22 protein-coding genes are annotated in these 19,861 nt (G+C 60.5%); 17 read left to right on the top strand and 5 right to left on the bottom strand.

What is annotated here, in order from left to right; genetic code table 11:
* Positions 1-410: 410 nt before the first annotated feature.
* The 6 genes from coxB to VM94_RS10160 are packed head-to-tail and all read left to right on the top strand — an operon-like array spanning position 411 to position 5,090.
* Positions 411-1,619, top strand: a complete 1,209-nt coding sequence (gene coxB / locus VM94_RS10180) for a cytochrome c oxidase subunit II (protein ID WP_046683388.1) — start codon at positions 411-413, stop codon at positions 1,617-1,619.
* A 13-nt stretch (positions 1,620-1,632) separates the two neighbouring features.
* A complete protein-coding gene (gene ctaD, locus VM94_RS10175; protein ID WP_034749009.1) occupies positions 1,633-3,231 on the top strand; it encodes a cytochrome c oxidase subunit I in 1,599 nt (532 codons plus the stop codon).
* Between the two features lie 51 nt (positions 3,232-3,282).
* Positions 3,283-3,399 carry a cytochrome oxidase small assembly protein gene (locus VM94_RS28955; RefSeq protein WP_216350353.1) on the top strand — a complete coding sequence of 39 codons (117 nt, stop codon included), beginning with the start codon at positions 3,283-3,285 and terminating at the stop codon, positions 3,397-3,399.
* 1 nt (position 3,400) lies between these two features.
* A complete protein-coding gene (locus VM94_RS10170; RefSeq protein ID WP_082127658.1) occupies positions 3,401-3,973 on the top strand; it encodes a cytochrome c oxidase assembly protein in 573 nt (190 codons plus the stop codon).
* Positions 3,974-3,982: 9 nt separating this feature from the next.
* Positions 3,983-4,189 (top strand): DUF2970 domain-containing protein, encoded by a 207-nt coding sequence (locus tag VM94_RS10165; RefSeq protein WP_034749002.1) that lies wholly within the window; start codon positions 3,983-3,985, stop codon positions 4,187-4,189.
* A 40-nt stretch (positions 4,190-4,229) separates the two neighbouring features.
* Positions 4,230-5,090 (top strand): cytochrome c oxidase subunit 3, encoded by an 861-nt coding sequence (locus VM94_RS10160; protein WP_034748999.1) that lies wholly within the window; start codon positions 4,230-4,232, stop codon positions 5,088-5,090.
* 197 nt (positions 5,091-5,287) lie between these two features.
* Here the strand turns inward: VM94_RS10160 and VM94_RS10155 are convergent, their stop codons facing one another.
* The gene (locus VM94_RS10155) at positions 5,288-5,488 is read right to left on the bottom strand and encodes a twin transmembrane helix small protein (RefSeq protein WP_046683386.1); all 201 of its coding nucleotides are present in this window, start codon (positions 5,486-5,488) and stop codon (positions 5,288-5,290) included.
* A gap of 36 nt (positions 5,489-5,524) precedes the next feature.
* Here VM94_RS10155 and VM94_RS10150 point away from each other — a divergent pair, with 36 nt between their 5' ends.
* From VM94_RS10150 to VM94_RS10125, 6 genes are read left to right on the top strand one after another with little or no spacing between them, the layout of a single operon-like run.
* Complete coding sequence (locus tag VM94_RS10150) at positions 5,525-6,271, top strand: SURF1 family protein (RefSeq protein WP_046683385.1); 747 nt, start codon at positions 5,525-5,527, stop codon at positions 6,269-6,271.
* A complete protein-coding gene (locus tag VM94_RS10145) occupies positions 6,252-6,881 on the top strand; it encodes an SCO family protein (RefSeq protein WP_046683384.1) in 630 nt (209 codons plus the stop codon). The genes VM94_RS10150 and VM94_RS10145 overlap by 20 nt, the downstream gene beginning before the upstream one ends.
* Positions 6,882-6,899: 18 nt before the next feature.
* A complete protein-coding gene (locus tag VM94_RS10140; RefSeq protein WP_046683519.1) occupies positions 6,900-8,069 on the top strand; it encodes a COX15/CtaA family protein in 1,170 nt (389 codons plus the stop codon).
* Entirely contained in the window at positions 8,070-8,969 is a 900-nt protein-coding gene (gene cyoE, locus VM94_RS10135; RefSeq protein ID WP_046683383.1) for a heme o synthase, read from the top strand.
* Complete coding sequence (locus tag VM94_RS10130) at positions 8,966-9,559, top strand: SCO family protein (RefSeq protein WP_046683382.1); 594 nt, start codon at positions 8,966-8,968, stop codon at positions 9,557-9,559. Before cyoE ends, VM94_RS10130 begins: the two co-directional genes overlap by 4 nt.
* Before the next feature lie 42 nt (positions 9,560-9,601).
* Complete coding sequence (locus VM94_RS10125; RefSeq protein ID WP_046683518.1) at positions 9,602-10,678, top strand: AI-2E family transporter; 1,077 nt, start codon at positions 9,602-9,604, stop codon at positions 10,676-10,678.
* Here VM94_RS10125 and VM94_RS10120 read toward each other — a convergent pair whose 3' ends face one another.
* The 3 genes from VM94_RS10120 to nhaR all read right to left on the bottom strand — a co-directional run bounded on the left by VM94_RS10120 (position 10,679) and on the right by nhaR (position 14,502).
* Positions 10,679-12,019 carry a hemolysin family protein gene (locus VM94_RS10120; RefSeq protein ID WP_046683517.1) on the bottom strand — a complete coding sequence of 447 codons (1,341 nt, stop codon included), beginning with the start codon at positions 12,017-12,019 and terminating at the stop codon, positions 10,679-10,681. It lies immediately after the preceding gene.
* 109 nt (positions 12,020-12,128) lie between these two features.
* Positions 12,129-13,463, bottom strand: a complete 1,335-nt coding sequence (locus VM94_RS10115; protein WP_138828921.1) for an MFS transporter — start codon at positions 13,461-13,463, stop codon at positions 12,129-12,131.
* Between the two features lie 121 nt (positions 13,464-13,584).
* Positions 13,585-14,502, bottom strand: a complete 918-nt coding sequence (gene nhaR / locus VM94_RS10110; RefSeq protein ID WP_046683381.1) for a transcriptional activator NhaR — start codon at positions 14,500-14,502, stop codon at positions 13,585-13,587.
* A gap of 117 nt (positions 14,503-14,619) precedes the next feature.
* Here nhaR and VM94_RS10105 point away from each other — a divergent pair, with 117 nt between their 5' ends.
* The 5 genes from VM94_RS10105 to VM94_RS10085 all read left to right on the top strand — a co-directional run bounded on the left by VM94_RS10105 (position 14,620) and on the right by VM94_RS10085 (position 18,092).
* Positions 14,620-15,699, top strand: a complete 1,080-nt coding sequence (locus tag VM94_RS10105; RefSeq protein ID WP_046683380.1) for a DUF475 domain-containing protein — start codon at positions 14,620-14,622, stop codon at positions 15,697-15,699.
* A 131-nt stretch (positions 15,700-15,830) separates the two neighbouring features.
* Complete coding sequence (locus VM94_RS10100; RefSeq protein WP_034784897.1) at positions 15,831-16,406, top strand: TerD family protein; 576 nt, start codon at positions 15,831-15,833, stop codon at positions 16,404-16,406.
* A 70-nt stretch (positions 16,407-16,476) separates the two neighbouring features.
* Positions 16,477-17,172: a TIGR00266 family protein gene (locus VM94_RS10095; RefSeq protein WP_046683379.1), complete on the top strand. Its 696-nt coding sequence runs from the start codon at positions 16,477-16,479 to the stop codon at positions 17,170-17,172.
* Positions 17,173-17,211: 39 nt separating this feature from the next.
* Positions 17,212-17,793, top strand: coding sequence for a TerD family protein (locus tag VM94_RS10090; RefSeq protein WP_046683378.1), 582 nt, complete (start codon positions 17,212-17,214; stop codon positions 17,791-17,793).
* Positions 17,794-17,873: 80 nt separating this feature from the next.
* Positions 17,874-18,092 (top strand): hypothetical protein, encoded by a 219-nt coding sequence (locus VM94_RS10085; protein WP_034784905.1) that lies wholly within the window; start codon positions 17,874-17,876, stop codon positions 18,090-18,092.
* 70 nt (positions 18,093-18,162) lie between these two features.
* On the opposite strand, the gene VM94_RS10080 is transcribed toward VM94_RS10085, so the two are convergent.
* A complete protein-coding gene (locus VM94_RS10080) occupies positions 18,163-19,815 on the bottom strand; it encodes a patatin-like phospholipase family protein (RefSeq protein ID WP_160309287.1) in 1,653 nt (550 codons plus the stop codon).
* Positions 19,816-19,861 lie beyond the last annotated feature (46 nt).

The raw sequence follows: 19,861 nt of genomic DNA, 5'->3' as shown, positions 1-19,861 counted from the left end.
GTTGCAAAGCGCGCGGCGGCGGGGAGAAGGGCGCGCACAAAGCCGATTATTGCTTGATGGATTCAAGTTTACTTGATTATAATCGTTGATTGTTTGTCAGCTTGCTAAGTAGAAAAAACAAGGGCTGCATACAAAATAAAAAAAACAAAGCAAGACGAATTCGAAGTTACTGCATTAGTATAGTAACCATCTTCCACACGAGGCCATTTCGATGTGGGGAAGAAAAACAGGGTTCCAGCATGGTTGTACGCCGCCTTTTTTGCTGCGGCAGCCAGCATGGAATTCGCTGGTGCTTGACGCACATGGCCGTATTCTGGCCGTGTTGCTTTCATGGAGGAGCGGCAGCGGTCCAGTACGGAGAAGTCCGCAGCCGTTTAAAATATCATTATTTTTGGGTGGTTGGGGAAAACATGACACATGCAAAGCGACTTCAATCGTTGCTGCTCGGGCTGTCTTTGACAGCGTTTGGCATCGGGCGATGGGCCACGGCGGCACCGGCTGCCAGTACCTATCCCGGCACCGGCGGTCCCGTGCCGTTCGAAATGAATCTGCAACCGCCGGCGACACAGATCGCCCATGAAATCTACGATTTGCACACCCTGATGATGATCATCTGCCTGGTGATCTTCGTGGCTGTGTTCGGCGTCATGTTTTATTCCATCTTCAAGCACCGCAAGTCCCTCGGCCACAAACCGGCCACTTTCCACGAAAGCACCACCGTCGAGATCGCCTGGACCGTCGTGCCTTTCCTGATCGTCATCGGCATGGCCCTGCCTGCCACGCGCACCGTCGTCGGCATGAAGGATACCTCGAACGCCGACATCACCATCAAGGCCACGGGCATGCAGTGGAAATGGGGCTATGACTACCTGAAAGGCGAGGGCGAAGGCATTTCCTTCCTCTCCAACCTGGCCACGCCGCGCTCGCAAGTGGGTGCGCCAGGCGCGCCGCCGACGGAAAAACGGGGCGAAAACTACCTGATCGAAGTCGATAACGAAGTCGTCGTGCCGGTCAACAAGAAGATCCGCGTGGTGCTGACAGCCAACGACGTCATCCACGCCTGGTCCGTGCCCGCCTTTGGCGTCAAGCAGGATGCGATTCCCGGTTTCGTGCGCGACACCTGGTTCAAGGCTGACCATATCGGCACCTTCCGCGGCAATTGCGCCGAGCTGTGCGGCAAGGAACACGCGTTCATGCCCATCGTCGTCAAGGTCGTATCAGCCGATGACTACAAGGCCTGGGTTGATGTAAAACAAAAGGAAATGGCGGCATTGGCTGATGATCCTAGCAAGGTGTGGACCATCGACGAATTGAAAGTCAAGGGCGAGAAAGTGTATGCGGCCAACTGCGTGGTCTGCCACCAGGCGACAGGCAAGGGCGTGCCAGGTGCGTTTGCGCCGCTGGACGGCTCGGCCGTGGTGAACGGTCCGAAAGCGGACCAGATCCACGTCTTGCTGAACGGGCAAAAGAGCGGCAAGTATCCCGCTGAAATGCCAGCCTGGAAACAGCTGTCCGACACGGAAATTGCCGCAGTGATCACTTACACGCGCAATTCCTGGTCGAACAAGGCCGCAGAGAACATCGTTCAACCAGCCGAAATCGTGGCTGCACGCAAGTAATTAGGAGCCGCATATGAGTACTAGCACGAGCACCTTGGACCACGCCGGTCACGATCACGACCATGCCCACGACCACCCCACCGGCTACCGCCGCTGGCTGTTTGCCACCAACCACAAGGATATCGGTACCCTGTACCTGTGGTTCTCGTTCATCATGCTGCTGTCGGGCGGCGTGCTGGCCCTGATGATCCGTACGGAACTGTTTCATCCAGGCCTGCAATTTTTCCACCCTGAATTCTTCAACCAGCTGACCACCATGCACGGCCTGGTGATGGTGTTTGGCGCCATCATGCCGGCCTTCGTCGGCTACGCCAACTGGATGATCCCGCTGCAAGTGGGCGCGTCCGACATGGCGTTTGCCCGCATGAACAACTTCTCGTTCTGGCTGCTGCCGCCGGCCGCGCTGCTGCTGGCCACGTCCTTCCTCGTGCCGGGCGGTGCCACGGCTGCCGGCTGGACCCTGTATGCGCCGCTGTCGACGCAGATGGGCCCTGGCATGGACATGGCCATTTTCGCCATGCACCTGATGGGCGCCTCGTCCATCATGGGTTCGATCAACATCATCGTTACCATCCTGAACATGCGCGCGCCGGGCATGACCCTGATGAAAATGCCGATGTTCTGCTGGACCTGGCTCATTACCGCGTATCTGCTGATCGCCGTCATGCCCGTGCTGGCTGGCGCCATCACCATGACCCTGACGGACCGCCATTTCGGCACCTCCTTCTTTAATGCGGCCGGCGGCGGCGACCCCGTCATGTACCAGCACATCTTCTGGTTCTTCGGCCACCCAGAGGTCTACATCATGATTCTGCCGGCCTTCGGCATCGTCTCGCAGATCCTGCCTGCGTTTGCCCGCAAGCCTTTGTTCGGCTACGCCTCGATGGTGTACGCGACGGCCTCGATCGCGATCCTGTCCTTCATCGTCTGGGCGCACCACATGTTTACCACCGGCATGCCGGTGACCAGCCAGCTGTTCTTCATGTACGCGACCATGCTGATCGCCGTGCCGACGGGCGTGAAAGTGTTCAACTGGATCGCCACGATGTGGAAGGGTTCCATGACGTTCGAGACGCCGATGCTGTTCTCGGTCGGCTTCATCTTCGTGTTTACCATGGGCGGTTTCACGGGCCTGATCCTGGCCGTCACGCCGATCGACATCCAGCTGCAGGATACCTATTATGTGGTGGCGCATTTCCACTATGTGCTGGTGGCCGGTTCGCTGTTCGCCCTGTTCGCCGGCTTCTACTACTGGTCGCCGAAATGGACGGGCCACATGTACAACGAGACGCGCGGCAAGATCCACTTCTGGCTGTCCCTGATCACCTTCAACGTGACCTTCTTCCCCATGCACTTCCTGGGCCTGGCCGGCATGCCGCGCCGCTACGCCGACTATCCGGCGCAGTTCACGGACTTCAACATGATCGCCTCGATCGGCGGCTTCGGTTTCGGCCTGATGCAGGTGTACTTCCTGTTCTTCGTGGTCTTGCCGACCATCCGCGGCGGCAAGGCTGCGCCGGCGAAACCATGGGAAGGCGCGGAAGGCCTGGAATGGACCGTGCCGAGCCCGGCGCCATTCCACACGTTTGAAACGCCGCCGACAGTGAAATAAGGTATCCCGGGCCGGCGTGTTGCGCGGCCCGTCTTGAATAAAGTGCCTGTCATGACCGAAGTGAAAACTGAGCGTAAAAAACCGAACAACCTGCGTACCGGGCTGATACTGGGGGCCCTGGCGGCCTTCTTCTTCCTGTCCGTGTTCGTCAAGCGCATGTGGCTCTGACGTGACGACGCCCCATCAACAGGAAACACGCGGCCTGAACCGCAAGATGCTGGGCAAGCTGCTCGTCATTGCCGTGCTGATGTTCGGCTTTGGCTATGCCCTGATCCCCGTCTACAAGCAGATTTGCGAAGTGATGGGCATCAACGTGCTGACGCAAAAAGATGGCACGGTGGCTTACGACAACAATACGCAGGTCGACACGACGCGCAGCATCACCGTCGAGTTCGACGGCAATGCGCAAGGGCCATGGCGCTTCCGCCCCACCGTCTCGAGCATGCAGGTGCATCCGGGCGAACTGGTGACCGTCATGTATGAAGTGGTCAATACGCAAAACCGCGTCGTCAACGCGCAAGCCATCCCCAGCTATGCGCCGCAAAGCGCCACGCCGCATTTCAAGAAGGTCGAGTGCTTCTGCTTCAAGCAGCAGACCTTGAAGGCCAACGAAGCGCGGCAGATGCCCGTGGTGTTCTTCCTCGATCCGGCCCTGCCGAAAGAGGTGAAGACCATCACGCTGTCGTACACGTTTTTCGAGATCGCCGGTCTGAGCCAGGCTCAGACGCCGGCCATCCAATAGGAGAGTGGCATGGGCGAATCCAAGCAGCCGGAAAAAGCGTCGTTCCTGTATTCGCTGCGGGCCGTCGTGTGGTCGTTTACGGGATTGCGCCGCAAGAGCGATTTCGACACGGATTCGGCCAAGCTCAATCCCGTGCACATCGTCATCGCCGGCTTCCTGGTGGTGGCTTGCCTGATCGGCATCCTGATTTCAATTGTTAAATTCGTCGTTTTATAAATTATAAAAAACCACCCTATAAGTTTTTGAGGAGATGATGATGAGTTCCAACCACGCCGCCGTACCTTATTATTTCGTGCCCGGCCCGTCGCGCTGGCCCATGCTGGGCGGCGCCAGCCTGCTGCTGACCATGATCGGCGCCTCGGCCTGGGTCAATGACGTCTCCTGGGGCCCGTACGTGAACTACCTGGGCATCGCCGGCATCCTGCTGGTGCTGTACTTCTGGTTCGGCGACGCCATCAGCGAATCGGAACAGGGCCTGTACAGCGAGCGCATCGACCACTCTTTCCGCTGGAGCATGAGCTGGTTCATCTTTTCGGAAGTCATGTTCTTCGCCGCCTTCTTTGGCGCCCTGTTCTATGCGCGCAGCATCTCGATGCCGTGGCTGGCCGACCTCGACCACAAGGTGATCTGGCCCGATTTCGCCGCCCACTGGGGCAATACTGGCCCGGCCGGCACGGTGCAGGAATTCACCACCATGACGCCGTTCTGGATTCCAACCATCAACACGGCCCTGCTGCTGCTGTCGGGTGTCACGTTGACCATCTCGCACCACGCGCTGCGCGCCGGCCACCGCGGCATGACGGCCCTGTTCCTGTTCGCCACGATCTTGCTGGGCGCCATCTTCATGGGCTTCCAGGTCTACGAATACATGCACGCCTACAGCGAACTGAACTTGAAATTGACGTCCGGCATCTACGGCGCCACCTTCTTCATGCTGACGGGTTTCCACGGCTTCCACGTAACCCTGGGCGCCATCATGCTGTCCGTCATCCTGTACCGCGTGCTGAAAGGCCACTTCACGCCCGAACACCACTTCGGCTTCGAAGGCGCCGCCTGGTACTGGCACTTTGTCGACGTCGTCTGGCTGGGCCTGTACGTGGTCGTGTATTGGTTATAATGGCGGGGCAGGGCGCGCGCAGTTAGCGCTTGCGCCTGCACCATAAAAAAAGCCGTACCGGGACATCCTGGGTACGGCTTTTTTCTTAGTTTAAGAATTTTGCTAACCAAGCAACGTCGTTAGCACCGGGGTCAGTCCCTGCGGGATCGGAATCCGCCCCATTGAGGCGCATTCCCCCGCGGGTCTGACCCCAGCATTTAATGTATTCCCGTCGGCTGGATATAGCCCAGATGATGCGCCAGCAGGATCAGCAAAAACAGGGTGATCGACAAGCCCACGCGCAGGGCCAGCGCCTGCACGGTGCGGTTGCTCTTGCCCTTGTCGCGCATGAGGAAGAACAGGGCCGAGCCCAGGCTGCCCAGGATCAGGATGAAGGCGATGGCAACGAGGATTTTCATGGATGGTAGCGCCAGGCTTGAGGAGGTTTCATTGTAATGCGTATCCGCTTCCATTTTAGATGGATTCCATTTGTTGTAATGCTGCTACTGGTAGCCCTGGGCGTGTCGCTGGCGCAATGGCAGCAGCGCCGAGGCGATGAAAAAGTCGCCCGCGCCGCCAGACTCGCCGCGGGCAACCAGGCCGCGCCCCTGGCATTGACGGCCGCGCCGATGCTGCCGACCGACGCGCAAGTGATCGAATATCGCCGCGTTACCGTCACGGGCCATTTCGTGCCCGCCTGGACGGTGTACCTGGACAATCGTCCCTACAAGGGCCAGGCCGGCTTTCACGTGCTCACGCCATTCCAGATCGACGGTTCCCAGATGCACGTGCTGGTGGCACAGGGCTGGTTGCCGCGCAACAATGCCGAGCGCACGCGCATTCCCGATTACGCCACGCCCACGGGCACGGTGACGATTTCCGGCATCGCGCGCCTGAACGCGGGCCATGTGATGGAACTGGGCACGGCGCCGGCCCTGACGCCGCACGCCATCGTGCAAAATGCCGATATCGCCCAACTGGCACAGGCCAGCGGCCTGGTCTTGCAGCCTTTCATTCTCGAACAAACAGTCGACGGAGCAACGGCGCCTGCGTCCAGCCAGCTTCCCGTGCGCGACTGGCCGGCGCCCGACCTGGGCGCGGACAAGCACCGCGGCTATGCCTTCCAGTGGTACGCACTGGCACTGATGGCTTTTTTATTTTTTGTCTTTACAGGATTTCGACGTGCAAACAAACAACCCTGAAGCAACGCAAGACAGCGCCAATAAACAGGCACAAAATACGGGACGCTGGAAACTGCTGGCCGTCGTGGCCGTGTGCGCGTTTCCCATCATCGCCTCGTATTTTACGTACTACATCATCAAACCCACGGGCCGCAATAATTACGGCGCCCTGATCGACCCGCGTTTGCATCCGATTCCCGAAGAACAATTGCACGTGACGGAACTGGACGGCAAGGCGTCGCCGCTGGCGCAATTCAAGGGCAAGTGGGTGCTGATGCAAACGGGGCCGTCCGATTGCCAGGAAGCATGCAAGAAGCAATTGTTTGACATGCAACAACTGCGTCTCATGCAGGGCAAGGAACGCGAGCGCCTGGAACGGGTCTGGCTGGTGACGGATGCCCAGCCGCTCGATACGCTCGTGATGCGCGAATTCGATGGCACCAGCATGTTGCGCGTCAATGGCGACGCCTTGAAAGCCTGGCTGCCCGTGGAGCCGGGCGGCAAGACCAGCGACCATTTGTATTTGATCGATCCGCTGGGCAATCTGATGATGCGCTTCCCGAAAGACGCGGACCCGAACAAGATCAAGAAAGACATCGCCAAGCTGCTCAAAGCTTCGGCGATCGGTTGAGGAGTCTGCATGCCGACGATGCATCTCTCCGCGCTGGCCCAGCTGGGCTTGACGGGTCTGCTGGTGGCGCTGCTGCCGCTGACCATGGTCTGGGTGTCCGCGGACGCCAATAAGTACCGCAAGCTCGTGTGGATCGCCGTCTTTTTGACGGTCGACCTGATCATGTTTGGCGGCTTTACGCGCCTGTCCGATTCCGGCCTGGGTTGTCCGGACTGGCCCGGCTGCTATGGCTCGGCCAATCCTTTCCTTGCGCACGAGCATATCGTCGCGGCGGAAACGCTGATGCCGACGGGCCCCGTGACGGTGGTGAAAGCGTGGATCGAAATGACGCACCGCTACCTGGCCATGGCCATAGGCGTGCTGATCGTGGCGATGATGGTGCAGGCGTGGCGCCAGTGGAAGAAAAGCCGCCGCGCGGAATTCGCGCCCGCGCTGCCGACGGCGCTGTTTTTGTTCGTCTGCCTGCAAGGTGCGTTCGGCGCCTGGACCGTCACCCTGAAACTGCAGCCCGTGATCGTCACCATCCACTTGCTGCTGGGCATGGGCTTGCTGGCCATGCTCACATGGCTGGGCGGGCGCCAGGATCATGCCGTGAAACCCTTGCTGCGCGCCGATGCGGACGCTGCCGTGCTGCGCCCCGTGCGTGCGCTGGCCATCTTTTCGCTCGTGCTGTTGACGGTGCAGATCGCGCTGGGCGGCTGGGTGAGCACCAACTACGCTACCCTGGCCTGCACGGATTTCCCCCTGTGCGGCGGCAAGGTGATTCCGGAGATGGATTTCGAGCATGGCTTCCATCTGTGGCGCGAGCTGGGCAAGACGGCCGCCGGCCATTACTTGCCGTTTTCCGCGCTGACGGCCATCCACTGGGTACACCGCAATTTCGCCTTCATCGTGCTCGCCGGCATCGGCTATACCGTGTTTCGCGCATGGAAGCTGCCGTCCTTGCGCGGCACGGCCCGCTGGGTTGCGCTGGTGCTGGCCCTGCAGGCGGCAACGGGCCTGGCGACCATCTACCTGAGCTGGCCATTGTCGATTGCCGTCATGCATAACGGCGGGGCGGCGCTGCTCGTGTTATTGCTGACCATGTTAAACTACAAGGCTAAATTCCAACTCGATGTAGCGCGCAAATCTGCTTGCGCCTCCGCGCCAGTGCCCTCGGCACCAGCCAGTCCTTCCCGTACCGCATAAATGACTACTCAGACCATCAGCCGTAAACCATCCCCCCGCATCGCCCAGTATTGGGCGCTGACCAAGCCCCGCGTGACGCAACTGGCCGTGTTTTGCGCCGTCATCGGCATGTTCCTGGCCAGCGAGGAGTTGCCCGACTGGCACGCGGTGGTGTTCGGCACCGTCGGTATCTGGCTGCTGGCCGGCGCCGCGTTTGCCGTCAATTGCCTGGCCGAGCGCGAGATTGATGCGCGCATGGCCCGCACGGCGCGCCGTCCGATGGCCATGGGCGACATCACGGTTAAGCAGACGGTGGTGTTCGCGCTGGTGATCGGCGGCCTGGGCATGGCGATTCTGTATCACCTCGTCAATCCGCTGACCATGTGGCTGACCTTTGTCACCTTTGTCGGCTATGCCCTGATCTACACCATGGTGCTGAAACCCGCTACGCCGCAAAACATCGTCATCGGCGGCCTGTCCGGCGCCATGCCGCCCGCGCTGGGCTGGGCGGCCGTCGCCAACGACGTGCCGATGCAGGCCTGGCTGCTGGTGCTGATCATTTTCGTATGGACGCCGCCGCACTTCTGGGCCCTGGCCATGTACCGGCGCGACGATTATGCGCGCTCGGGCCTGCCCATGCTGCCCGTCACGCACGGCATGCAATTCACGCAATTTCACGTCTGGCTGTACTCGATCGCGCTGGCCGCCACCACCTTGCTGCCGTACGCCGTGCGCATGAGCGGCCTGATCTATCTGGCGTCGGCCGTGGTGCTCAACGCCGGCTTCCTGTATTACGCGTGGAAGATGTACCGCCACTACACGGACTTGATCGCACGCAAGGCTTTTACGTTTTCCATCATCTACCTGGCATTGCTGTTCGCGGCCTTGCTGGTCGACCACTACATTCCTCTCGGCACATGAAAAAATACCTGACTCTGTTGCTGGCGGCCGCGCTGGTCGCCGTCCTGGCCGGCTGCGGCAAGCCTGCCGCGACCAAGCTGGCCTTCAAGAACACGGACGTGACGGGCCTCGGCTACGCGCGCGAGTTCGCGCTGACGGACCACACGGGCCACCCGCGCACCCTGGCCGACTACAAGGGCAAGCTGGTGCTGATGTTCTTCGGCTACACGCAATGCCCGGACGTGTGCCCTACCACCATGGCCGACATGGCCCAGGTGATGCAGGAAATGGGCCCGCAGGCGGACCAGGTGCAAGTGCTGTTCGTCACCGTCGACCCCGAGCGCGACACGCAGGAATTGCTGGCGCAGTATGTGCCGGCCTTCGACAAGCGCTTCGTGGGCCTGTATGGCGACGCTGCCGCGACGGCCAAGGTGGCCAAGGAATTCAAGGTGTATTACGCCAAGGTCGAGGGCGAGACGGACAGCAGCTATACGGTCGACCACACGGCCGGCACTTATGTGTTCGACCGCGAAGGCAAGATCCGCCTGTTCGTGCGCCACGGCGAAAAGCCTGCCTCCATCGCGCACGATCTTAAACTTCTGCTATCCTGATCCGGTCGCGCCCCCAGGCGCCATCTTCAGGATATGCAGTACATGGACAAACGTTTCGAGCCGCACGCCCGCCTGGCAGCCATCATCTTTTTGTTGATCGGCTGCTTTTTCGTCTTGCGGCCCTTCTTGGCCGCCATGCTGTTTGCCGCCTGCGTGGGCATTTCCAGCTGGCCTTTGTACCTGCTGCTGCTGGAACGCCTGAAGGGACGGCGCAACTGGGCGGCCGCCATCATGACCCTGTCGCTGCTGCTCGTCATCGTGCTGCCGCTGGCCCTCGTCACCTACAACCTGGCCGACAATGTGTCGCGCATCTATGAACAGTTGCGCGCCGCGCTGGAATCGGGCGGCCTGCATCCGCCGGCCTGGCTGGCCAGCATTCCCGTGGTGGGCGAAACCATCGCTGGCTACGTGGAGCGCCTGCTCGCTGACCGCGAGGAATTACTCAATTTGGGCAAGACCATGCTGGAGCCGGCGCGCCACTTCCTCGCTTCCGGCGGCATCCTGCTGGGTACGGGCCTGGCGCAGACCAGCCTGGCCGTGTTCGTCAGCTTCTTTCTCTACCGCGACGGCCAGCAACTGAGCCGCGCCTTGATGACGGGCGCCGGCCGCATCATCGGCGACAGCGCGCCGGGCGTGGGCCTGACCATCAGCCGCACCGTGCGCGGCGTCATGTACGGCTTGCTGGGCACGGCGCTGGCGCAAGCGCTGGTGGCCGTGGTGGGTTTTCTGATCGCCGGCGTGCCGGCCGTGGCGCTGCTGGGCGTGGCCACCTTCATCTTTTCGCTGATCCCCGTCGGCCCGCCCCTGATCTGGGGTGGCGCCGCCATCTGGCTGTTCAATGACGGCCAGACGGGCTGGGGCATCTTCATGCTGGTGTGGGGGGGATTGCTGATCAGCGGCGTGGATAACGTTGTGAAACCCATGCTGATCAGCCGCGGCAGCAGCCTGCCGTTCCTGCTCGTGCTGCTCGGGGTGCTGGGCGGCGTGCTGGCCTTCGGCTTCGTCGGTATTTTTATCGGTCCGACCCTGCTGGCGGTGCTGTACAGCTTGCTGCAAACGTGGACGGTGGGCGAGACCACCGTGCCGCAGGGCAAAGATACCCTGACGAGCAAGAAGTAATTAATCTCTTAAATCGGCGTCCAGGTCCCGTTCCTGCTTCGGGATCACTTTAATGAGCACGATGCGGGGCCCGTTCATCTTCTTGACAACGATGTCGAAGTCGACAAAGGTGATGCGCTGGCCCTGCTTCGGAATGTCACCGAGCTTGACCATGATCAAGCCGCCCACCGATTCCACGTCGTCCAGCCCCAGTTCCTCGTTTTCGATATCGATGCCGAGGATGCGTTCGAGCGAGAAGATGGGCAAGCTGGCCTTGCCGATCAGGGTGCCGTCGCTTTGCTTGAGCCAGTCGTTTTCATTGCGGCGGAATTCATCGCGGATTTCACCGACCATGGCGCCGAGCAAGTTATCCAGGGTAATGAACCCCAGCGGGCGCTTGCCCTTTTCGCCGATCAGGGCGAAGTGGGGCGCGCCGTCGCGAAAGCGCCGGAACAGTTCCAATGCCGGCGTGCGCGCGGAAATGATGTCCACGGGACGCAAAAACGGCGTGAGCGAGGTGATCGGCTTGCCCGCCTGCTGGGCAAAGAACAGATCCTTGAGGTGCACGACGCCGAGCACGTCGTCTTCATTCGTGTCGAAATACGGATAGCGGCTGAAGCGGTTGCGCAGCACCGTGTCGAGGTTTTCTTCCAGCGTGTTCGAGGCGTGCAGGGCGATCACTTCATTGATCGGGCGCATCAGGTCCGATACCGTCATCTGTTCGAAATCAAGCGACTGGGCCAGGATGTTGCGCTCGTCGCGCGTAAACTTTTCGCCGGGCTGGCTGGTGCGCAGGATCAGTTTCAGTTCTTCGGACGAGTAATGGGCGTCGTGGCCGCCCTTGCCGGACAGGCCCGCCAGGCGCAGCACCCAGTTGGCGCTGGCGTTGAGCAGGTAGATGGCCGGGTACATGGCCCAGTAAAAGCCGTAAAGGGGGATCGCGCTCCACAGGCCGACGGCTTCCGGGTTGCGGATGGCCATCGATTTGGGCGCCAGTTCGCCCACGACGATATGCAGGAAGGAAATCACGCTGAAGGCGACGACGAAGGAGACGCCATGGATCAGCTCTTGCGAGGTGACGCCGATGGCGCCGAACAGCGGCTCGAGCAGGCCGGCGAACGCCGGTTCGCCGACCCAGCCCAGGCCCAGCGACGCGAGAGTGATGCCCAGCTGGCAGGCGGACAGGTAGGCGTCCAGCTGGCCATGCACCTTGGCCAGGATGCGGCCCCGCAGTCCCTGCGTCTTGGCGATGGCGCGGATGCGCGTGCGCCGCAATGTGACGATGCCAAATTCGGCGGCAACAAAAAAACCGTTCAGCGCGACCAGGAAGAGGGCGAGCAGGACTAGCAAGACATTGTGCATGGGGGCGCTGAAGATGGGCTGGTAAAACGTCATCTTAAACGACGAAGGGCGCCATAGCCTAATTTTGCCGCGCGCCACCCCGCCAGGGACGGGCGCGCGGACGCTGGCCTTACGCTTTGGCGGCCGTTTGCGGTCCGCCGCGCATGGCAAAGACCATGACGGCCGAGACGATGGCGGGAATGGCGACGACGAGGAAAATCGTGCTGTTGGGCCAGTTCAGGCGGATCAACTCGCCACCGAGCACGGGGCCGATGATGGAACCGATGCGGCCCACGCCCAGGCTCCAGCCGATGCCCGTCGAGCGCAAGGTGGTCGGATAGTAGCTGGCCGCCAGGGCGTTGACGGCCGGCTGGCCGCCCACCACGCAAAAGCCGGCGATGAAGATCGTGATGAACAGGAACGCCAGCGATACGTCCGGACGGCCGATCAGGGCAATGGCCACGGCGGCGACCAGGAAGCATGGCAGCAGGATGCGGCGGAAGCTGGAGCGGTCGATCAGCTGGCCCATGACGAGGGTGCCGATGGTGCCGCCCACTTGCAGGGCCGTGCCGGCCAGCACGGCGTTCGCCGTCGACAGGCCCGCTTCCTTGGCGATCGTCGGCAGCCAGTTCGACAGGAAATACAAGTTCAGCAAATTCATGAAGTTGATGACCCACAGCAGTATCGTCATCTTCGCGCGGCCGCCCGTAAACAATTGCAGCACGGGCGCGCCCTTGTGTTCTTTCTCATGCACGACGTATTGCGTGTCGGCCGTGATGGTCACCGTCGGGTCAATGCGTTTCAGCCATTGCGCCACTTTATCCAGCTTGCGTTTCTTGAGCACGAGGAATTGCATCGATTCCGGCAGCAGGAAGAACATCAGTACGCCGATGACCAGCGGCACCACGCCGCCCACGTAAAACACGGATTGCCAGCCGAAGGCGGGAATCAGCGCGGCGGACAATAAACCGCCCAGCACGGCGCCCAGGGTAAAGCCGCACGAGACCAGCATCATCAGGGTGACTTTCTTGCGCAGGGGGCTGTATTCGCCGGCCAGCGCCATGGCGTTCGGCATCACGGCGCCCAGGCCCAGTCCCGTGATGAAACGGATCAGTTGCAATTGCTCGATGGTCGTTGCCAGCGGCGTGACCAGCATGCACAGGGAAAAGAAGATGGTCGAGCCGATCAGCACGGGGCGGCGGCCGAACTTGTCGGCCGTGATGCTGAACACGAGCGAGCCGACCAGCATGCCCAGCAGGCCCGCGCCAAACACGGGACCCAGGTTGGCCTTGCTCACATGCCAGTCGGCGATGATGGCGGGCGCCACATAGCCCATCGCCTGCACGTCGAAGCCATCCATGATGACGCACAGCCCGCACAGGATCAGCATGCCGATCTGGAAGGAGCCGATCTTGTTGTTATTGATGAGATCGGGAATATCGATCGTCTTGCCTGCCATGGACATGGTGCCGCTCCTGTTTTTTTATGGTAATCGCGCCCTTCCGGCGAGGGCTGGGCGCGTGTTTGTCTCAGGCTTTATTACAATCGCTTTTGATTGATTATTCAAACGTTATTTTCGAATGGATTTATGAGGTTTCCTTGTTAATCTTTGTCGTCCCCTGGATGGCCGCCAGGATCACGTCGAGCGCCGGGTGCATGATCTTGCGTTCGTTCGAGATGACGTAAAACTGTTCGCGCAGGGACGAGGCGTCGCCGACCAGCACGGCGCCGAATTGCTCCTCGATATCGGCCGCCAGGCTGGCGGAGGCGAAGAACAGGCCCAGGCCCTTGCGGCCAAACGCGTTGAGCATGGCGTTGTCCTCGAATTCGCCGACCACGTCGGGACGCACGCCTTGCTGCACCATCCATTCGTCGATGCGCCCGCGCAAGGCGTTATTGCGCGCGGGCAGCAGGAATGGCGCGCCGTGCAGGCTGTGCGGGAAATTGCCGCGGTACTGTTCGGCCAGCGCGGGGATGCCGAACAGCTTCATGGCGCTCTCTCCCCACAGGTGGCTGGACACGCGCAGGCTGGCGCCGGCCGGCACGGCACGGTCCGTCAACACCAGGTCCAGCTTGTGCAGGGCCAGGTCGGCCAGCAGGGATTCGAATTCGTCTTCCAGGCACACGAGCTTGATGGGCTGGTCCAGGCTGCGCGTGGCGTCGAGCATGCGATACGCCATCAGTTTCGGCAGGGAATCGGAAATGCCCACCGTCAGGCGCATCTTTTCCGCGTCCGCATCGGCCAGCGCATCCTGCATCTGCTCGCCCAAGAGAAAAATCTGGTCCGCATAGCCGAGCGCCAGGCGGCCCGCTTCCGTCGGCACCAAACGCCGTCCCTGCGGCTGCAGCAGCGAGCGGCCCAGCTCCTTTTCCAGCAGGGCCAGCTGGGTGCTGATGGTTTGCACGGCCAGTCCCAGCCGTTCAGCCGCGCGCGTCACGCCGCCTTCCTTGGCGACCACCCAAAAGAAGTACAAATGGCGGTAATTGAAGCCCGTGGTTTTCATCGCTGCATCCTCTATCTTCTGTTTTTACGAAGTAATACTTCCATTATCTTCTATTTTTAAATGTGTCACACATCCCTATACTACGTTCCATTGAATTTGGATAAAGGGGAACTATCGATGAAACATTTCAGAGTGTCATTTCTAGTGACATTTATCTGCCTGGGCATTTCCGCCTGGTGGGGTTACACGCACGGTGGCGTGCAGACGATGCTGGCGGCGCTCGGTATCGCGGTGATCCTGGGCGTGATGGAAGTCTCGCTGTCGTTTGACAACGCGGTGGTCAATGCTTCGGTGCTGAAGAATTGGGACAAGTTCTGGCAGGGCCTGTTCCTGGGCGTCGGCATCATCATCGCCGTGTTCGGTATGCGTCTGGTGTTCCCGCTGGTCATCGTGGCGCAAGCGGCTGACCTGGGCTTGATGGAAGTATGGAATCTGGCACTGAGCAATCCTGAACAGTACTCGATGCACCTGACGAACCACCATGCGGAAGTGGCGGCCTTCGGCGGCATCTTCCTGCTGCTGGTGTTCCTGAACTTCCTGCTGGACGACGAAAAAGAAACGCACTGGCTGGGCCGTATTGAAGAAAAACTGGGCGCGCTGGGCAAGATCTCGTCGATTTCCGTGATGATCGCGCTGGGCACCCTGATGGCCAGCCTGTCGATGATCGAAGAAGGCCAGAAACTGGTGGTCCTGACGGCCGGCCTGTGGGGCATCTTGACCTACGTGGGCGTCGATGTGGTCAGCGGCTTGCTGGAAGGCGATAACGGCGACGGCAACGTGGGCGACATCGTCAAGCGCGGCGGTATCGGCGGCTTCCTGTACCTGGAAGTGCTCGACGCTTCGTTCAGCTTTGACGGCGTGATCGGCGCGTTTGCCATCACCAAGGATGTCGTGATCATCATGCTGGGCCTGGCTATCGGCGCGATGTTCGTGCGGTCGATGACGGTGTTCCTGGTGCGCAAGGGTACGCTCGACGAGTTCGTTTATCTGGAGCACGGCGCGCACTATGCGATCGGTATCCTGGCCGTGATCATGTTGGTCAGCATGAAGTTCCACATTCCCGAGATCTTCACGGGTCTGATCGGCGTGGCCTTCATTCTCGCCTCGCTGTGGTCGTCGATCCGCTACAAGCGCAGGATGGCGCTTGAAGAAGGCCCGACGGAAGCGCTGGAAGCGGTCAAGGCAACAGCAGTGTAAAGAATGCGCGGCAAACGACTACACCCGTTTGTCGGCAAGTTGTAGCAAGCGTCGCCGCCGGCCTGGGGAGTCAGGCCGGTGGAGGACGCCAGGTGTTTGGTGATACACAACCCACATAGGAGAAACACATCATGGCAATCAGTCTGCAAAAAGGCGGCAACGTCAACCTGAGCAAAGAAGCTCCCGGCATCTCGAAGATGATCATCGGCCTGGGCTGGGATGCCCGCGCCACCGATGGCGCCGCGTTCGACATCGACGGCTCCGTGTTCCTGTTGAAGGCCGACGGCAAGGTTCGCGCCGACGTCGACATGATTTTCTACAACAATCTGAAATCGAGCGACGGTTCCGTCACCCACTCGGGCGACAACACCACCGGCGCCGGCGATGGCGATGATGAAACCGTCATCGTCGACCTGGCCACGGTGCCAGCCGAGATCGACAAGATCGCCGTCTGCGTGACGATTCACGATGCCGAAGCGCGCAAGCAAAACTTTGGTATGGTATCGAAGGCGTACGTACGCTGCGTGAATGCCAACGGCAACACGGAAATCGCCCGCTTCGACCTGTCGGAAGACGGTTCGGCGGAAACGGCGATGGTCTTTGGTGAGATCTACCGCAATGGCGCCGATTGGAAATTCAAGGCCATCGGCCAGGGTTATAAAGGCGGTCTGGGCCCACTGGCTGCCTCCTTTGGTGTCGGTGTTTAAGTTGTAAGCAGTCAAGGCGGTCCGCTGTATGGACCGCCCCCATCATTACTGAGTTGAGGAAGGAACAGGCATGCCAGTTTTCAATATTACCGGGGACGTCGACCCGTTCCTGCATGTGTCGCTTGCCAAGGGCGAGAAGATTTATTGCGAATCCAATGCGATGGTGATGATGGAAACCAATCTTGAGCTGAAAGGCAAGATGACTGGCGGCATAGGCGCCGCGCTGATGCGCACCTTTGCCAACGGGGAATCGTTCTTTCAGCAGCATATCGAAGCCATGCGGGGCGACGGCGACTGTCTGCTGTCGCCTACCTTGCCTGGCGCGATGCGGGTGCTCGAGGTGGGTGCCCAGCAATACATGATCAGCGACGGCGCCTTCGTGGCGGCCAGTGCTGGCGTGGAATTGAAGGTGCGCACGCAGAGCCTTGGCAACGCGCTGTTTGCCCAGAGCGGTGGTTTTTTCATTACCGAGACGGCAGGCAGCGGCCAGTTGGCGGTGTCCGGTTTTGGCGCGATGTCGATACTGGAAGTGACGCCTGGCAAGGACGTGGTGATCGATAACTCGCACGTCGTGTGCTGGGACAACCGCCTGCAATACGAAATTTCCATGACGACCGGCAGCAGCGGCGGCTTTCTGGGGAACCTGATCAACAGCCAGACCAGCGGCGAGGGCATAGTGCTGAAGTTTTCAGGCACGGGAAAAATCCTCGTGTGCTCGCGCAACCGTGCGGCCTTCCTCGCCTGGACCCAAAGCAAGCCGGCGTAACTAATATTTGATGTAACCAAGCAAACAGGAGCTATGCGTATGTCTGTCAATTTGAGCAAGGGCCAGAAGATTTCTCTGGACAAAGAAGCTGGTACCACCCTGACCCGTATCACCATGGGCCTGGGCTGGGATGCGGCCAAGACCAAGGGTTTCCTCGGTTTCGGTTCGAAGACGGAAGCCGTCGACCTGGACGCGTCGTGCGTCATGTTCGATGAAAACAAGAGCACATCCGACATCGTCTGGTTCCGCCAGCTGAAAAGCAAGGACGGCAGTATCGTCCACACGGGCGACAACCGCACGGGCGCGGGCGATGGCGACGACGAACAGATCAATGTCGATCTGTCGAAAGTGCCGGCGCACGTGAAAAGCCTCGTCTTCACCGTCAACAGCTTTACTGGCCAGAACTTCTCGCAGGTGGAAAACGCCTATTGCCGCATCTTGAATGCCAGCAATAACCAGGAAGTCGCGCGTTTCAACCTGTCTGTGCAAGGTAGCCACACGGCACAGATCATGGCCAAGCTGTACCGCCATAACGGCGAATGGAAGATGCACGCCATCGGAGAAAACGGCAACGGTCGCACCTTTGACGACTTGATGCCGCAAATCTCCGTGCATCTATAAGGAGCAGTACGCAGCGGGCGGGGGACGGACCGGATACCGGCCCTTGTCCGCTGCTCTATTTTGAAGGAGAGTATGTCGTGATGCGATTGCTGATAGCCTTGCTACTTCCGTGTCTCACGTTTTTCATGCTGGGGCGCCCGCTGGCCGGTGCCGCCGCCTTGATCTTGCAGTGCACTGTGATCGGCTGGGCGCCGGCGGCCCTGTGGGCCCTGTACACGGTGAACCAACATAAAACGGAGCAGGAACTGGAAGGTGCGTTAAGCCGCAGCTACATGCGCAGGCGTAGTCGGTTGATCTAAATCAGCCGGGCGCTTGGAATCCTTGCGCTAAAACCCGCACGAGCGATCGTGCGGGTTTTTTTGTGCGCGCTTACTTCTTGCAGCGTATCGGTACGTTCACGGAATTGCCGTCCGAACTCAGGTTGCGGTACTGCAAATCTTCACTCTCGATGGCGAAGCGAGGCACGGCGTGCACATAGCGCTGCTTGCAGACGGTATCGTCATTGATCAGCTGGCCCGCCAGCATGTAGTCGCACAGGGCGAAGCGCGATTCCTCGTCGTCGAGGATCAGCACGCGCGCGGCGCTGTACAGGGCCGATTGCAAAACGTCCGGGCTGCAATTTTCCGGGCCAGTCAGCTTCAGATGGGTTTTCGTCTGCGTGGCCAGGCGCTGCAGCTTGACGAGGGCGGCGCGCTCTTCCTTGCGTGCACCGTCGACTTGCGCATCGCCGCTGGACAGGCGCAGCGCCAGCGAGGCGATCTGGTCGATGGAAATATGCCAGGCAAAGCCTTCCAGCCGCGTGCGGATCTGGCCCGGCAAGGGATCGGCCGCATCGACTTCGCAGCGGTACTGGCCCAGGTGGGGACGGCACAGCACGGGGATGGCAAAAGCCGAGGTGCGCTTGCCCTTGACGAATTTCTGGCTCAGGTCGCCAAAGTTTTCATGCGTGATGGTGTCGAAGCGGGCTTGCCCAAAGCCCATCTTGACGAGGTTTTCCTTGCGCTGGCGCGAAAACAGGGCGTCGACGGCGTCGTAGATATTCTTGTTGAAGATGCGGTCCAGCGGCTGGCGCTCGTCCGACATCTTTTCGAAGACGGCGCTGGAATTGGGCGCGTTGGCGTCGATGGAAATGAGGATGAAGGGCTTGCTGTTCAGGCGCGGCGGCACGATGGCCATGTCGTTGCCGTACAGCTGCGTCAAGGCCACGTCCCACAGGGTTTCCACGCCCAGGTTGTCGGCCGCGCCGCCATCGAACAGGTGCACGTACGACGGCGATTCGCGCGACTCGGAACCGAGCTCCGGCACGAAGGTGTTTTTCGGACGGAAACGCTCGAAGGTGACGGAATCGAACACGCCGGGAAAGGCGGCCGAGGTGGCCACGGCCGTGGCCAGGCGGATATCCTGGATCGGCGAATGCAGGGTGCCGTAAAAATACTCATAGGAAAACACCACGCGCTTGCCGCCATCGGTGGCGTCTGTTGCATTGGCCAGGAAAATGGGGCCGTCGTGCGGCAAGTCCTCGTAGGTTTTCTTGTCGTACAGCACATCGTCAAACACGTCGGACAGGAACGAGGTACGCGTCTTGTTCGTCAACAACATCGTCGTCAGGTTGGCCGGTTTCAAAATGGTCTGGCCGAAGAAATCCGTTTTCAGTTTGCTGCGCAGCAAAGGCCAATCCGTCTGCTTGCCATGCAGCGCATAGTAGCCGCCCGCGATGGCGCCGCCCGAGACGCCGGAGATGGCCGAGGCGCCGCTGACGAGGCCGAACTGCTCCAGCTGCTCCAGCGAGGCGGCCGAGAAATTGGCCGCGCGGCTGCCCCCGCCGGACAGGGCGATGCCGATGAAGTGGTCGTTGGGCATGGGATTCTGGATGCGCGCCTTGGGCGCGTCGATGCGCAGGCGCGGGGCTTCCTGCACGGTGAACATGCGGTTTTCGACGCCGCTGTTGGGGCGCAGGGCGAGTACCGTGCAGCCGCTCAGCAGCGCAACGAGGATACATGGTGCAAACAAGCGTGGATTCATGCGTGATCTGTGCGTAGTCATTGGTTGGGATACGGACGGAAATCGT

Source organism: Janthinobacterium sp. KBS0711 (assembly GCF_000988085.1).
Taxonomy (GTDB): domain Bacteria; phylum Pseudomonadota; class Gammaproteobacteria; order Burkholderiales; family Burkholderiaceae_D; genus Janthinobacterium; species Janthinobacterium lividum_E.
Note: the sequence above shows the minus strand (reverse complement) of the source record. Positions and strands in the feature narration are given on the sequence as shown.